The organism is Bacillus sp. LR_5 (assembly GCF_042709275.1).
In genome coordinates this window covers 46,072-59,308 of record NZ_JAVAXX010000015.1, presented here as the reverse complement: position 1 = coordinate 59,308, position 13,237 = coordinate 46,072, and the positions used below count along the sequence as shown (strand labels likewise).

Here is a 13,237-nt window from a genome sequence, read left to right as displayed (position 1 = left end):
AGATAGGGTTTGTGGACATGTGGATATCTATTGTGATTAAGTTGTTCTTATCTTTGGGATAACTTGTGTATAAAGTTTTTAAAGCAGTTCTCCAATTTTCATTTCATTTCTTTCAGCTTTCAACAAAACTTCTAAAAACTAGTTGGTTTTTTCACTCATATTGTGACAAAGAATTCTCTTTCCGCAGTCTATTATAGAGTCATGAGTTTTGCTAGAGCCGCTAGTTTGCGAGAAAAGAAATCGGCCGTCTTTTCCCGTGGGCTGCGGCTGAGAAAACGGGCTGCTAAAAGGCTGCCTGCCAAAAAGAAGCGGAGGGATGTTTTTCTATGAAACGTTTGCTTGTATCTTTACGGGTGTGGATGGTCTTTTTAATGAACTGGGTGACGCCGGACAGAAAAACTGCGGCTGCCGCAGTCTATTCGGCTCAGCGTACATACCAAAGAAAAGCGGCGGTGCAGGCCGCGGGACTTGTTTCGTTTTATGAGTGGCGAATGGCTGTGAATGAGGAAGAAAAGCAGAAAGCGAAAGCCGCCGCGCTTTATAAAAGAAGATGTTTGCAAGCCTTCAAGGAATCGCCAAAGCAGGAGAGAGCTGGCCCGCATCTTTACATGGCGGTCAAAAGGAGGTAAAATCCCAGTCAAAAGCTAATTGGCGGGAGAGATAGCCTCTTGAAAATCTATAAAGTACTAAACAACAATGCGGCTTTGATAAAAGAGGATGATCAGGAAAAAATCGTGATGGGGCCAGGGATCGCTTTTCAAAAAAAGAAAAATGACCTCATCCCTATGAATAAAGTGGAAAAGATCTTTGTCGTGCACGACGAGAATGAAAAGTTTAAACAAATTCTGCAAACGCTGCCGGAGGAGCATATTGAAATAGCTGAGGATATCATCAGCCATGCGGAAGGAGAGCTCGTGGCGCCGCTGAGCGACCACATTCATATCGCGCTTTCTGACCATTTGTCCTTTGCGATCGAAAGGATTCAAAATGGGCTGCTTGTGCAGAATAAATTGCTGCATGAGATAAAAGCGCTCTATAAAAAAGAATACGAGATCGGCCTGTGGGCGATCGGACATGTAAAAGAGACATTGGGCGTGTCTCTTCCTGAAGATGAAGCGGGTTATATTGCCCTTCACATCCATACGGCGAAAATGGATGCGGAGAGCATGTATTCAGCGCTGAAGCATACGACCATGATCAAAGAAATGATAGAGAAAATAGAACAATACTTTAATCGAAAGGTGGATGAAAACAGCATTTCCTATCAACGCCTTGTCACGCATTTGCGATACGCGGTCAGCCGGTTGGAATCAAATGAAGCGCTCCATCGTATGGACGAGGAGATGCTTTATTTCATCCAAAAAAAGTATTCATTTGCCTATCAATGTGCGCTGGAGCTGGCGGAGTTTTTGAAAAGTGAATATCAATTACATTTGCCGGAGTCCGAGGCCGGTTATATCACGCTGCATGTCCAGCGTCTTCAAGATCTCTCGGAATAACCGCTTTGACTTGCAGGGAGTGATCTCTGGAAGTTTTTTTATTTATCGGGATTGAGCGTGTAGTACATCCAGCCCATCATTACCATTCCCGCGGTCAGATTGCCGAGCGTAACGGGAATTAAGTTTCTGACTGCTCCCATTACTGTCACTGTATCAGGGTGCTCGATCAAAAGTGAGATGGCGAATGTGCACATATTGGCAATGCTGTGTTCAAAGCCGGAAATAAAGAAGCAGAAAACGAAAAGCATCATGGCAAACAGCTTTGCTCCTTCCCCTTTGAGAGACATCGGAATGAAAAAGGCGAGGCACACAAGCCAATTGCACAGCATTCCTCTGAAAAACAGTTGGGAAGCGGGCGGCTCCATTTTGTGCTCTGCCAGATGAATCAAAAAGGAATGAACAGAAGCCTCCTCAAAAAGTCCTGTCGCGCTGATCAGAATGGCAAATAGAATGGCGCCGATCAAATTGCCGGCATAGCTTGACATCCATAGGTACAGAGTGTCGCGCCAGCGGATTTTTTTTCGGAGCGCGGTATATGTGAAATAAAAGGTGTTGCCGGTAAATAAATCTCCGCCCCCGTAAGCAATCAGCAGAATAGCGGCCCCGAATGTGACGGCGGCTGCCGGAAAAGCAAACGGAGAATCCGCCATAGAGAAATAGCTGCCTGTTTTGCTTGCGGCTGTAATGCCGAATCCGATAAACATGCTGGCCAAAATGGATCTGAGCACATAACGGATTTTGCTAGAAACAAATATGTTTTGTTTGTTCAAAGCGTACTGTTCAACCTTTTGCAATGCTTGAGTTTCCAATTTCTTTTTCCTGCTTTCTCTGATGGTTGAGCATAGTATAACATGATATTGTGAAATGTTTCACAAATAATTTTTACGAATTTTTGTCTAAATGTTTTATCAAACTTTTTAACTAAAAAAATAGTTGACGAAAACGCTGTCATGATTTATGATGAAAGCGTATTCTCAATCTAAATAAGCGGGATTGTGACTGGTAAAGCAGGCAAGACCTAAAATTTGCGTAAATGAAAAAGGATCGCTGTGTCCTTTATTCGTTGGCGAATTTTAGGTCTTTTTTGTTTAAATAAAAGGGGGAGAAACAGATGGATTACAAAGAGACTGCCAAACGCCTCATTGAACTTCTCGGGGGGAAAGATAACATTATCAGCGCGGCTCATTGTGCAACAAGACTGCGTTTAGTGATGAAAGATGAATCAAAGATAGATCAAGCACAAGTAGAAGAGCTTGATGGCGTAAAAGGCGCTTTCAGCAGCTCTGGCCAGTACCAGATCATTTTCGGAACAGGCCTTGTCAATAAGGTGTACGATGCTTTTTCTAAGGAAGCCGTTACTGAGCGTGAAGAACACGTAAATCATCAGGATGCAGCAAAAGAAAAACTGAATCCCGCTGCGAGATTTGCGAAAACGCTTTCTAATATTTTCGTTCCAATCATCCCGGCTATTGTGGCCAGCGGCCTATTAATGGGATTACTGGGTATGATCAATGCGTTTCATTGGATGAGCAAGGATTCTGCACTGCTGCAGCTGCTCGATATGTTCTCAAGTGCGGCATTTATTTTCTTGCCGATTTTAATCGGGGTCAGTGCTTCAAAAGAGTTTGGCAGCAACCCTTACTTGGGAGCGGTCATCGGGGGTATCATGATTCATCCGACGCTTTTGAATCCATGGGGTTTGGCGGAAGCAACACCTGATTATATGCATCTTTTCGGATTTGATATCGCGCTTCTCGGCTACCAGGGAACTGTTATCCCTGTCCTGTTGGCGGTTTATGTGATGAGCAAGGTAGAGAAATGGACAAGAAAAGTGGTTCCGCATGCGGTAGATTTGCTTGTTACACCTTTTGTTACAGTGATTGTCACCGGGTTTGTCGCTTTTATCGCGATTGGTCCTTTGGGCAGAGCACTTGGCTCCGGCATTACGGTTGCTTTAACTTATGTATATGACCATGCCGGTTTTGTTGCGGGTCTGATTTTCGGGGGCACGTATTCACTCATCGTGCTGACAGGTGTTCATCACAGCTTCCATGCGATTGAGGCAGGGCTTATTGCAGATATAGGCAAAAACTACTTGCTGCCGATCTGGTCAATGGCGAATGTCGCACAGGGCGGGGCCGGCCTTGCCGTTTTCTTTATGGCGAAAAAGGCAAAGACAAAAGAAATCGCGCTTCCGGCTGCATTTTCCGCTTTTCTCGGCATTACTGAGCCAGTCATATTCGGAGTCAATCTTCGCTACCGAAAACCGTTTATCGCTGCGATGATTGGAGGTGCATTGGGCGGTGCATATGTCGTCTTTACACATGTTGCTGCAAACGCTTACGGGTTAACGGGTATTCCGATGATCGCTATTGCGGCGCCGTTTGGCTTTGGCAACTTGATCAACTATCTGATTGGAATGGCGATTGCGGCAGTGTCAGCGTTCATTGCAGCGTTTATCATGAAAATTAATGAGGATGAGGGGAGAAAAAAATGACAGCACATGATCAGGAGCTTCGTCGCCGGGCTTATGAAGAAGTGGAGAAAAATGAACCTATTGCTAATAGCGATCCGCACCGCCAGCATTTTCACATTATGCCGCCGGTTGGTCTGCTGAATGACCCGAATGGCGTGATATATTGGAAGGGCAGCTATCATGTGTTTTTCCAGTGGCAGCCGTTTCAGACGGGGCACGGCGCGAAATTCTGGGGACATTATACGAGTCAGGATGTTGTGAATTGGAAGCGGGAAGAGATTGCGCTCGCTCCAAGTGATTGGTTCGATAAAAACGGCTGCTACTCGGGCAGCGCTGTCACGAAAGACGATCAGCTCTATCTGTTTTACACAGGCAATGTCAGGGATCAGGATGGGAATCGGGAAACGTATCAGTGCCTTGCTGTATCTGACGACGGACTGACCTTTGAGAAAAAAGGTGTCGTCGCCCGCCTCCCAGAGGGATACACGGCGCATTTTCGCGATCCGAAGGTATGGGAGCTTGAAGGCACATGGTACATGGTGATTGGTGCGCAAACGGAGAATATGCAAGGACACGCTGTGTTGTTTGCTTCTGATAACCTGACAGAGTGGAGGTTTCTCGGCCCGATAACCGGCGCGGGCTTCAACGGGTTGGACGATTTCGGGTACATGTGGGAATGCCCTGACTTGTTTTCCCTTCAGGGGTCCGACGTGCTGATAGTCTCGCCTCAAGGGCTTGAGGCTGATGGTTTTCGTTATCAGAACGTGTATCAATCAGGTTATTTTGTCGGACGTCTCGATTTTAACAAGCCTGAACTGAAGCATGGTGATTTTACAGAGCTTGATCAAGGCTTTGATTTTTACGCGCCGCAAACACTTGAAGATGATCAGGGAAGGCGGATTTTGTTTGCATGGATGGCTGTGCCTGATCAGGATGAAGGGTCTCATCCGACGATTGACTATCACTGGATCCACTGTATGACGCTGCCGAGACAGCTGACGCTATCAGGGCAGAAGCTGATTCAGCAGCCGCTGCCTGAGCTGAAAGCCATGCGCAGGAATGAGAAGAACATACAAATCAACATGCATGGATCATCTGGTACGCTTCCAGTTGAAAACCCTGAAAGAACTGAGATCTTGATCGAAGACATAGATACACAGTCCGGATTTTCAATCAGTATCCGGGGTACGGCTGCGTTTTCCTTTAAAAAGGAGGAGAGAATTGTTACGCTGGAGCGAACGAGCTTCGACGGAAAACGAACAGAAGCGAGACATTGCCGCATCAAGGATTTGCATACCGTGCATATGTTTATCGACGCGTCATCTATAGAAATCTTTATCAATAATGGAGAAGAGGTCTTTAGTGCAAGATATTTTCCTTTCCCGGGAAATCATGAAGTCACAGCCAGCTCGACCGGAAAATCTAAAATGAACGTCGGAATTTGGACACTTATGTAGAAAATACTTCTATTTTCTTATGTGAAATCTGTGCCATCTGTGCTATTCTTCAACGATAACCTATTATTTTTTTCTGTAAAAGGAGTTGTTTTCTTGAATATACATGAACAGAAGATAACACCGGAATGTTTGGAAAAGGCTGCGGACCAAGTTGAAGATAAGCGGGAAGAATATAAGGATGTGCTGCTGCAGCTGAAAAAAATGCTTGGCGGGACAACACCGCACAGTGAAACGGCGGAAATTCTTTCGCGAGCATATGAGCAAATGAAGGAATATGCACTTTTTGTTCAGTCGATCGAAGCATTTTTGAGGAAATCTGCGAACAATTTAAAAGTCAAATAAACAGGCTGCCGATGGGATCGGCAGTTTTTCTGTGAAAAGTATTCGGTCATATAAAAAAGGCTGCCTTTCTGTAAGGCAGCCTTTTTTGTTTATGATTGTTTATTCAGGCGCAGCGCAGAATGCTTCGTAGGTCCGACATACTGGTTTAGTGGGAAGGATTCTTTAATAGCAGCGGTAATGAATTCTTTCGCTGCGTAAATGGCTTCTTTGACTTCCGCACCTTTGGCGAGCTCCGCTGTCACGGCTGCTGAGAAGGTACAGCCTGCGCCGTGTGTATAAGGCGTATTGATCATTTCGCTTTCAAGGACTTCCGCTGTTTCTCCGTCGTAGAGAACATCAACGGCTTTTTCGTGTTTGAGTTTGCCTCCGCCTGTAATGACAACATATTGGGCGCCGAGTGCGTGAATTTTTTTCGCGGCTTCGATCATATCGTCAACTGTTTTTAGTTCATCCATGCCGCTGAGCTGGCTGGCTTCAAACAGATTCGGCGTAATGACAGTGGCTAGCGGCGCTAATTGTTCACGCAGGGCTTGGGCGTGCTCCGGATAAAGGACTTCATTAGCTCCTTTGCAAACCATGACCGGGTCAATCACCACATTTTTTAATTGTTTTTCTTTGATCGTTTTTGCTGCAAGCCCGATAATGTCAACGGTTGGCAGCATTCCTGTTTTCATGGCGTCCACACCGATGCCGTCCGTAATCGTTGCAAGCTGGGCACGGATTGTATCAGTATCGATCGGAAACACTTGATGGTCCCAGCTGTTATTCGGGTCCATCGCAACGATCACCGTTAAGGCGGTCATCCCGTATACGTTTTTTTCTTGAAATGTTTTTAAATCAGCTTGAATCCCAGCACCGCCGCTGGAATCTGAGCCGGCAATGGTGAGTGCTTTATGCATAGACATGTCTTGAACCTCCATCATGTTTTGTCTTTCATTATAGTTAGATTTTCTCTGTATCACAATATAGAAGAACGATAGGAATCATTTGACAATATCAAGAGGCTTTCGTAAAATGCTACATAAGAATACTAGGTAGGGGTTTTGTGATGTTAAATCGTGAGCTGGTGAAGGGCAGCACTGTTATATTGGTATTGACGCTTCTGAACGAGCGGCCGATGTACGGTTATGAGCTTGTAAAAGAAATGGGAAGCCGCAGCGGAAATGAACTGCAGATGAAAGAAGGGACCTTGTATCCTTCTCTTCACAAGCTTGAACGCCAAGGGTTTATTTCTTCATATTGGGAAAAGCAGGAGAAAGGGCCGGACCGCAAATATTACCGGATTACAGATGAAGGAAAAGAGGTGCTGGCGGAACGTACGAAGGAATGGAGCGTATTTTCCGCTATGATGGACCGATTGCTGAAACGGAGCGGGCAGAATGGATAAAGAAACGTATTTATCTGAAATCAAAAACGGGCTTAAGGAGCTTCCTGAAGGCGAGGCAGTGATAGAAGAGATTGAGAGCCATATTGAACATCATCTGCTTCACTCTCTTCAAGAAGGGAAGAGTGAGGCGGAAGCTATGCAGACTTTATTACTGGCATTCGGGACGCCTGCTGACATTGTTTCTTCGTTTAAAAAAGAACAGCCTGTAACGTTCCGTGCGTTTTTGATGTTCCATCTTTTCTGTAACAGCTCACTATTCGCTGTCGGCATCGCCATTACGATGATGTATGCCTGGCTTGAATCACCCATTGTTCATGCTATATGGAAAGGCATTTCTGTTTCTGTGTGGCTGATCTTAGCTGCATATATTATCTACTGGGTCCTGATTGGGTATCAAGGGGTGAGGGAGTTTGGAAAACGCGGAGAAAAGCTTGTTTTACATACGATTCTGATCTCAATGGTGCCAAACGTCATTTTTATGCTTGTTTTTCTGTTCAATGTAATTCCTGCTGCGCTGTTTCAATCCTTGCTGACACCTTGGTTTGTCGGAACTTGTGCTTGTGCAACGCTGTTATTTCCGTTATTCGGCCGAATGGGCTGTTATATTGGCAGGCGTCAGCTTGCCTGATTTTTTAGGTATATACATAGAAATTCTATGTAAGGGAGGTGTATGTCGTGAGGATTAGCTCTTGTTTATATGGCTTTGTCGCTCATGGGGCAGTATTTTTGTTTACTGGTGGCTGCATGCTCTTGGCTATGTTAGCCAGCTTGCCTTTTGTTTTTCTGCTTGATTGGCTGCCTGATGTTGTCTTTACAGCCGGTGCCATTCTTATGCTGTTATGTTCATATGCTTATGTCTGGTTTTGGGCGGTCCGATTTGCATATAACCAGAAAATGCGCCTGTTCGAGGTTCAATTGGGGTCCTTTGTGTTGCTTGCCTTCATGATATCTTTGTTTTTATTGGATGGATCTAGTATGAAAGACATCGTGATGAATTGGGACGATGCAGGCTGTGCTTTTGTTCCGCCGGCTTTTACTTTTTTGTGTCTTTCTTATGCGCTGGTGCTGCTTCCGGTCTATCAATCTAAGCTGTGGCATCTCATCCTTCCGAATGGCGTCCGCCTGAAAGATCTTTTTCCTGTCTTTGGAGATCTGATACTGATCATGGTGCTTCTGATCGGAGCCACATTACTGTTTCTATCATTCTAGTATCCCGTTTCAGTAGGATATTCCCACTGATCTCCTGTCCAATATATGTTTTAATAGTACATGACTATGAAAATAAGAAGGAGAGCATCATGAAGATTTCTATCGTAATTGTGACCTATAATCGGATTCCGGCTTTGTGTGAGCTTCTGGAGTCGATTTCGCAGCAGACCTTGAAGCCGTATGAAATTATTATTGTGAATGATGCCGGGGAATCGGTCGTGCCGGTCAAAGCACTGTATCCGGAGCTGCCGATTGCTGTCATCAATTTAGAAAAGAACTCGGGGCATGTGGCTGCGAGAAATGCCGGTGTAAAAGAGGCGTCCGGCGATTGTATTATGCTTTGTGATGACGATGATTTCTTTACGCCGGGTCATGTGGAGAGAATGGCGAAGGAAATAGAAACGGCAGATTTTGTTCATGCTGATGCGGAAATCGTCTCGTTTGAAGAGAAAAACGGAACAAGATATCCAGTTTCGCGGAAGCTATTTGCTTATACCGCTGACTACGAGGATATGAGAGTGTTCTCTACATACGTGCCGTCGGGCAGCATGTACAGACGTTTTCTGCATGATGAAATCGGGTATTTCGATGCTGATGTGCACAATTATTGGGACTGGGATTTTTATTTGCGTGCGGCGAAGGAGTACCGGGTGAAGCGTGTCCCTTGTGCGAGTGTGATTTATGCCTTCAGTGACGCGGGAGACAATCAGTCCGCGGACCTTGGCGCCAAGCGGAAACAATATTTGGATCGTTTAAGTGAAAAGCACGGACTCGGGGAACTGCCGACGAAGAACTTTGCCGTCCTGCTTGAAGAGCCTGAGATGAAAAGACGGGAAGCACAAAGTGAGATCGTTTGGGATGGCAAACCTATCTATTCCAGACTTCATCGTTCGTAAGGGAGGCCTGAATCTTGAAACAGCTTTTACAAGACAGCTGGTGGAATCAGCTGAAGGAAGAGTTTGAGAAACCATATTATCAAGAGCTCAGAGAAATGCTGAAGCGGGAATACGCGGAGCAAACGGTTTATCCGGACAGCCGGGATATTTTTAATGCGCTGCATTATACCCCATACGATGATGTCAAGGTCGTCATTCTCGGCCAAGATCCGTATCACGGGCCAGGACAGGCTCAAGGCTTAAGCTTCTCCGTAAAGCCAGGTGTGAAGCAGCCGCCTTCATTAAAAAATATCTTTCTTGAGCTGCAGCAGGACATCGGGTGCAGCATCCCGAATCACGGATCGCTTGTGAGTTGGGCAAAGCAAGGGGTTCTTTTGCTGAATACTGTGCTGACAGTAAGGCGCGGACAGGCGAATTCCCATAAGGGAAAAGGCTGGGAGCGTCTGACGGATCGGGTTATTGACGTGCTGAATGAAAGAGAGCGGCCGATTGTCTTTATTTTGTGGGGGCGGCATGCTCAAATGAAAAAAGAACGGATCGACACGTCCAAGCATTTTATCATTGAATCCACGCATCCCAGCCCGTTCTCTGCAAGAAACGGATTTTTCGGGAGCAGGCCGTTTTCCCGGGCGAATGCGTGCTTGGAGAAAATGGGAGAGGCCCCGATTGATTGGTGTATACCGGATTTGTAAAAAAGAAGCGCAGATATTCTGCGCTTTTTATTTAAGTATTTTCCGAATTATTTGCAGTCCGTTTTTGGAGGAAGGATAACGAAATGCGAAGTCGAAGCGGTTCGTTTGTTTGACGACGCTTTTTTTGTGCGTAAATGTGTTGAAGCTGTCAAATCCGTGATAGCTGCCGATGCCGCTTTCTCCGACGCCGCCGAATGGCAAATACGGTGTCGCGACGTGCATTAATGTATCATTGACACAGCCTCCGCCAAACGACAGGTTTTCTAAAACTGCCCGCTCGATTTCTTTATTTGTGGTGAAGACATACAGAGCGAGCGGCTTTGGGCGCGATTGGACTTTCTCAATGACTTCGCCGATATCGCCGTATGTAAAGAGTGGAAGAATCGGCCCGAAAATCTCCTCCTGCATCACTGGAGAGTCATCTTTCACTTGCTCAAGAATCGTCGGGGCTATTTTGTGGTGATCAGGATCAGACTGTCCGCCTGTGAGCGGAACGCCATCATTCAGAAAGCTGAGCAGCCGCTGATAGTGGCGTTCGCTGACGATTTTGCCGTACTGCGGATTACGTTCGGGCTGAGGGCCGTAAAATTTAATGATTGCACGCTTCATTTCTTCTATGAGCTTCATTTTGACGTCTTCGTGGACAAATAAATAATCTGGTGCGATGCAGGTTTGTCCCGCATTTGTAAATTTCCCGAAGACAATGCGTTTGGCGGCAAGCTGGATGTCAGCATCCTTATGGACAATGCAGGGGCTTTTGCCGCCGAGCTCCAAGGTAACGGGAATTAATTGTTTGGCGGCAGCCTCCATGACGATTTTTCCCACGGCAACGCTGCCGGTAAAGAAAATGTAGTCAAAGGGCTGCTGTAATAATGCTGTGCTGACGTCGGGCCCGCCTTCCGCCATAGCGACATAATCATTCGGAAAAACGCTGCTGATGAGTTTGGAAAGAACAGCGGAAACAGCCGGCGTATATTCTGACGGTTTGAGAACGACCGTGTTTCCGGCGGCAATAGCTCCAATCAAGGGAGAAAGCGCCAGCTGCAGGGGATAATTCCAAGGCGCAATCACCAAAACGGTTCCATACGGCTCAGGGATGATGATGCTCTTGGAGCCTAGATGAGTCAGCGGCGTTTTGACTCGTTTTGGCTTGATCCATCTCCCCAGCCGTTTCATCACAAAGCTGATTTCCTCCAACACAATTCCGATTTCTGTCGTGTACGCCTCCTGTTCAGATTTGTGGAGATCCTGATAGAGAGAGGCTGTTAAATCGGCTTCATGTGTTTTGATGGCTTGTTTCAGCTTCTGCAAAATGTCCAGTCTCGATTCTAGCGGTCTCGTATGCCCCGCCGCAAAATAGGCTTTATGCTTGCTGACGATAGAGGGGATGCTGTTCATTCCGTCGCTCCTTTTTTGTAAGGTATGGTGATTTATTATGTGAAAAATCTCTTCTGCTTGTCAAATGCGCAAGGTTTGTCAGAAAAAATAACAAACTCATATCTGCGTTCGCGGCAGGAATTTGATAAAATGCAGGAAGACGACATTTATTTTTTGGAGGGTTCTTGATGAACATTCATATATCTGCTTTGATTCAAAAGATGGAAGAGGAGCTGAAAAAGGCAAAGACAGCTGAACGGGATGAGGAACTGAAGCGTTACGTAGCAGTTGTCCGTTCGTTGTGTGACGTCGTGCTGGATCAGCCGGAGACCGCAAGCGCGCCCCGCATACAGCCGAGCAGCACGCCGAGTCCTGCCGCACCGCCATCGACAGACCAGCTGATGATGGAAAAAATGATGGGAAGCGCGGGATTAAACAAATATCGAAAGCAGGAAAAAGAGAAGCAGGAAGAGGACGGAAACGGAGAGTCTTTATTTGATTTTTAATGAGAAAGGTTGAGCTACGTGAAATTGGTTCTTGGTGCGCTGCAATGGACAGCGTTTATCATTGCTGCGGCGATTGTTGTTCCGGTGGCGGTTGCCCAGTCGTTTCATCTGGATCACTCAGATTCTGCGAGATTGATCCAAAGCACCTTTTTTGTGCTGGGAATTGCCGCCGTCATTCAGTGTTTGAAAGGCCACAGACTGCCGATCAATGAAAGCCCCGCGGGCTTATGGTGGGGAGTGTATACGATCTACGCCGGGCTGACGGGAACTGTGTTTGCGACATATGGGGACACACTGCGCGGTTTGCAGGGAGCTCTTCTTGTAAGCGCTGTATGTTTCTTTTTGTTAAGTGTCTTCAAGGTCATTGACCGGCTTGCAAAATTGTTTACTCCGGTTGTCACGGGTGTCTATTTATTGCTGCTGGTGATGCAGCTGAGTCAGCCCATTATAAAAGGAATTCTCGGAATCGGCTATCGTAAGGACGGGGTGGACGGTCTTGTATTTGGCCTGGCACTTGTTGTGATCGCTGCCGTCTTTATGATGACAAATTCGAACATCATGTTTTTCAAGCAATATTCTATTTTATTGGCCCTGTTCGGCGGGTGGGTGCTGTTTGCGGCTGCTGGAGCGGCAAAGCCGATTGAAATGCCGGATCGGCTGTTTCAGCTGCCTTCCTTGTTTCCTTTTGGCGCCCCGTTGTTTAACAGCGGCCTGATCATCACCTCAATTTTTATTACCATCTTGCTGATCGTAAATATGCTGGCGAGCATGAAGGTTGTGGACATCGCTGTGAAGAAATTCGGCAAACAGCCGGATGAACAGCATCATGAACGACATGCCGGTTTTGCCGCCTCATTCAGCCATCTGCTGAGCGGTTTGACAGGAGCCATTGCTCCGGTTCCGATTTCGGGAGCCGCAGGTTTTATTGAGACGACGAAAATGTCTTCTAAAAAACCGTTTATGATCGGCAGTATTTTGGTTGTCGTGATCAGCGTGATCCCGTTTTTTATGAATGCGTTTGCGAGCCTGCCATCACCCGTTGGATTTGCGGTAAACTTTGTTGTGTTCTCCGCAATGGGAGGTCTGGCCTTTGCAGAATTTGATTCATATGAGAAAGCAGAATTAAAAAGGGTGCGGTCTGTCATCGGCATCTCGCTGCTGACAGGGGTCGGTATCATGTTTGTTCCTGAAATTGCATTAAAGGGATTGCATCCGGTATTGATTTCTCTGTTAAGCAATGGGCTCGTATTAGGGACACTTGCTGCAATAGCGGCAGACCAGTTTCAGCTTTGGCGCAGGAGAAAATCCGACAATCTCGTGTCATCGGAGAACAAACGTTGAATTTTGGTTCAGGTGCGATAAGATAAATGATATGAGTTTAACGAAAAGGCGGGAG

At 46.3% G+C, this 13,237-nt stretch carries 15 protein-coding genes; 12 read left to right on the top strand and 3 right to left on the bottom strand.

What is annotated here, in order from left to right; translation table 11 throughout:
* Positions 1-326: 326 nt before the first annotated feature.
* Both RAC86_RS05685 and sacT read left to right on the top strand, forming a co-directional pair.
* A complete protein-coding gene (locus tag RAC86_RS05685; RefSeq protein WP_003222155.1) occupies positions 327-629 on the top strand; it encodes a hypothetical protein in 303 nt (100 codons plus the stop codon).
* 39 nt (positions 630-668) lie between these two features.
* Positions 669-1,499, top strand: coding sequence for a sac operon transcriptional antiterminator SacT (sacT, locus tag RAC86_RS05680; protein WP_061186544.1), 831 nt, complete (start codon positions 669-671; stop codon positions 1,497-1,499).
* 38 nt (positions 1,500-1,537) lie between these two features.
* Here the strand turns inward: sacT and RAC86_RS05675 are convergent, their stop codons facing one another.
* Entirely contained in the window at positions 1,538-2,308 is a 771-nt protein-coding gene (locus RAC86_RS05675; protein WP_072565463.1) for a formate/nitrite transporter family protein, read from the bottom strand.
* A 302-nt stretch (positions 2,309-2,610) separates the two neighbouring features.
* Here RAC86_RS05675 and scrA point away from each other — a divergent pair, with 302 nt between their 5' ends.
* The 3 genes from scrA (at position 2,611) to RAC86_RS05660 (ending at position 5,774) form a co-directional block, all read left to right on the top strand.
* The gene (scrA, locus tag RAC86_RS05670) at positions 2,611-3,996 is read left to right on the top strand and encodes a PTS system sucrose transporter subunit IIBC (protein ID WP_072565462.1); all 1,386 of its coding nucleotides are present in this window, start codon (positions 2,611-2,613) and stop codon (positions 3,994-3,996) included.
* Positions 3,993-5,432: a sucrose-6-phosphate hydrolase gene (gene sacA / locus RAC86_RS05665; RefSeq protein ID WP_072565461.1), complete on the top strand. Its 1,440-nt coding sequence runs from the start codon at positions 3,993-3,995 to the stop codon at positions 5,430-5,432. Before scrA ends, sacA begins: the two co-directional genes overlap by 4 nt.
* A gap of 93 nt (positions 5,433-5,525) precedes the next feature.
* Positions 5,526-5,774 carry a hypothetical protein gene (locus RAC86_RS05660; protein WP_014115608.1) on the top strand — a complete coding sequence of 83 codons (249 nt, stop codon included), beginning with the start codon at positions 5,526-5,528 and terminating at the stop codon, positions 5,772-5,774.
* A gap of 89 nt (positions 5,775-5,863) precedes the next feature.
* Here the strand turns inward: RAC86_RS05660 and RAC86_RS05655 are convergent, their stop codons facing one another.
* Positions 5,864-6,679 carry a bifunctional hydroxymethylpyrimidine kinase/phosphomethylpyrimidine kinase gene (locus RAC86_RS05655; RefSeq protein ID WP_072565460.1) on the bottom strand — a complete coding sequence of 272 codons (816 nt, stop codon included), beginning with the start codon at positions 6,677-6,679 and terminating at the stop codon, positions 5,864-5,866.
* A gap of 143 nt (positions 6,680-6,822) precedes the next feature.
* Between RAC86_RS05655 and RAC86_RS05650 the strand changes: the two genes are divergently transcribed.
* The 5 genes from RAC86_RS05650 to RAC86_RS05630 all read left to right on the top strand — a co-directional run bounded on the left by RAC86_RS05650 (position 6,823) and on the right by RAC86_RS05630 (position 9,958).
* Positions 6,823-7,161: a PadR family transcriptional regulator gene (locus RAC86_RS05650; protein ID WP_014115606.1), complete on the top strand. Its 339-nt coding sequence runs from the start codon at positions 6,823-6,825 to the stop codon at positions 7,159-7,161.
* Positions 7,154-7,789, top strand: a complete 636-nt coding sequence (locus RAC86_RS05645; protein WP_072565459.1) for a permease prefix domain 1-containing protein — start codon at positions 7,154-7,156, stop codon at positions 7,787-7,789. The genes RAC86_RS05650 and RAC86_RS05645 overlap by 8 nt, the downstream gene beginning before the upstream one ends.
* A 47-nt stretch (positions 7,790-7,836) precedes the next feature.
* Positions 7,837-8,370, top strand: a complete 534-nt coding sequence (locus RAC86_RS05640) for a hypothetical protein (protein ID WP_041521100.1) — start codon at positions 7,837-7,839, stop codon at positions 8,368-8,370.
* Positions 8,371-8,459: 89 nt separating this feature from the next.
* On the top strand, positions 8,460-9,266 hold the full coding sequence (locus RAC86_RS05635; protein ID WP_072565458.1) for a glycosyltransferase family 2 protein: 807 nt from the start codon (positions 8,460-8,462) through the stop codon (positions 9,264-9,266).
* 14 nt (positions 9,267-9,280) lie between these two features.
* On the top strand, positions 9,281-9,958 hold the full coding sequence (locus RAC86_RS05630; protein ID WP_014115602.1) for a uracil-DNA glycosylase: 678 nt from the start codon (positions 9,281-9,283) through the stop codon (positions 9,956-9,958).
* Positions 9,959-9,985: 27 nt separating this feature from the next.
* Here RAC86_RS05630 and RAC86_RS05625 read toward each other — a convergent pair whose 3' ends face one another.
* The gene (locus RAC86_RS05625) at positions 9,986-11,356 is read right to left on the bottom strand and encodes an aldehyde dehydrogenase (RefSeq protein WP_072565457.1); all 1,371 of its coding nucleotides are present in this window, start codon (positions 11,354-11,356) and stop codon (positions 9,986-9,988) included.
* A 167-nt stretch (positions 11,357-11,523) separates the two neighbouring features.
* Between RAC86_RS05625 and RAC86_RS05620 the strand changes: the two genes are divergently transcribed.
* Together RAC86_RS05620 and RAC86_RS05615 are read left to right on the top strand one after the other, a co-directional pair.
* Positions 11,524-11,841: a YwdI family protein gene (locus RAC86_RS05620; RefSeq protein WP_024713123.1), complete on the top strand. Its 318-nt coding sequence runs from the start codon at positions 11,524-11,526 to the stop codon at positions 11,839-11,841.
* A gap of 18 nt (positions 11,842-11,859) precedes the next feature.
* Entirely contained in the window at positions 11,860-13,182 is a 1,323-nt protein-coding gene (locus RAC86_RS05615) for a purine/pyrimidine permease (RefSeq protein WP_072565456.1), read from the top strand.
* The last annotated feature ends 55 nt before the right edge of the window (positions 13,183-13,237 follow it).